The sequence below is a fragment of the Dietzia sp. E1 genome, from assembly GCF_014145015.1.
In the GTDB taxonomy this organism is placed as follows: domain Bacteria; phylum Actinomycetota; class Actinomycetes; order Mycobacteriales; family Mycobacteriaceae; genus Dietzia; species Dietzia cinnamea_A.
In genome coordinates, this window is record NZ_JAALDU010000532.1 from 1 (window position 1) to 1,269 (window position 1,269).

A 1,269-nucleotide genomic window follows, 5' to 3' on the forward strand; every position below is an offset into this window, starting at 1 on the left:
GCGGCGGGCGGCTGGTGCTCCGGCTGGATCAGCGGCAGCTGCGAACGCCTGACAACGGCCGCTTCCAGCAGCTGCCACGGACAACCACGGCCCAGCAGCCGCCGGAAACTCACAGCCCCGCCCCTCTCCACAGGCCGGGCGCAGAACCGGCCTCCGCGACGGAAACGGCCGGCCCGTCACGGCAATACTGCCTGGCCATGAGCACTGATCAGTCCCGTCCAGTCGTCATCACCGCGGCCGAGCTCCTCGCCCGTGGCTATAGTCGCCGAGCGCGCGAGCACGCGGAACGCACCGGTCAGCTCTACCGCGTCCGCCACGGCATCTACACGCTCGCGTCGGAACTCCCCACCGGTCCCGACAAGGCCGAGGCGATGCTCGAGATGAGATCGCGGGCCGCGGCGAAGAGCGTCGGCCCCGGGACCGCCCTGTCGCATACCTCGGCGCTCGTCCTCCACGGTCTGCCCGTCCACGAGATGGACACCCGGCGGGTCACCACCACCAGGCATCGACCCGGCAGCGGGAGCAGGCGCGGAAGGAGCACGATCTGCCACAATCTCGATCTCGCGGACGCCGTGGTCGAGGTGGACGGCATCCCGGTCACCGCTCCGGCGCGGACGATCGTCGATGTCGCGCGGACGAGTCCCTTCACCGGCGCGGTGTGTGCGGCGGACGAGGCGTTGCGTCGCGAATTGTGCAGCCCGACCGATCTGGCGGTCGAACTCGAGGCCGCCGCCGGCCGGGTGGGGATCGCCAGAGCCCGGGCCGTGGTGGCGTTCGCGGACGCGGGCGCCCAGTCGGTCCTCGAGTCGGCCAGCAGGGTGATGATCAGTCGCGCCGGTCTGCCGATGCCCGAGCTCCAACGGGAGTTCATCCTCTCGGACGGGACGTCGGCCTTCGTGGACATGTACTGGGAGGAGTGGGGGCTCGTCGGTGAGGCCGACGGGACGGGGAAGTACGGGATCGACGACGACGAGGTCGACGTCCGCAAGAAGCTCCGCGACGAGAAGAGACGGCAGAACGACATCGAATCTCTGGGCAACATCGTCCGGCGGTGGCAGTGGGAGGACTATCAGTGCGGCCGGGTCGTGCCGGTCATCCGCGAGGCGATGAGGATTCAGGAGTCCCTCGGCCGGGGTCCGGGCCGCGTCGCGTGATCCCGCGTCAGCGGCCGCGCTCTCGAGTCAGGACCCCCGCAGCCGAGCCAGCAACCCCCGCAGCCGCTCCTGACGATGGCGCCTCGCTCCCCGACATGGCGTCTCGCCCCAGGCC

The 1,269-nt window shown here is 70.7% G+C and carries 1 protein-coding gene; it reads left to right on the forward strand.

The genetic code is table 11. The annotated features are described in order from the left end of the window. Positions 1 to 197: 197 nt before the first annotated feature. Positions 198 to 1,154 (forward strand): type IV toxin-antitoxin system AbiEi family antitoxin domain-containing protein, encoded by a 957-nt coding sequence (locus tag G6030_RS15140; RefSeq protein ID WP_063971808.1) that lies wholly within the window; start codon positions 198 to 200, stop codon positions 1,152 to 1,154. Positions 1,155 to 1,269 lie beyond the last annotated feature (115 nt).

What these genes read in the sequence shown, in the direction of transcription:
- G6030_RS15140 (WP_063971808.1), top strand. Translation starts at nt 198, where the DNA reads ATGAGCACTGATCAGTCCCGTCCAGTCGTCATCACCGCGGCCGAGCTC.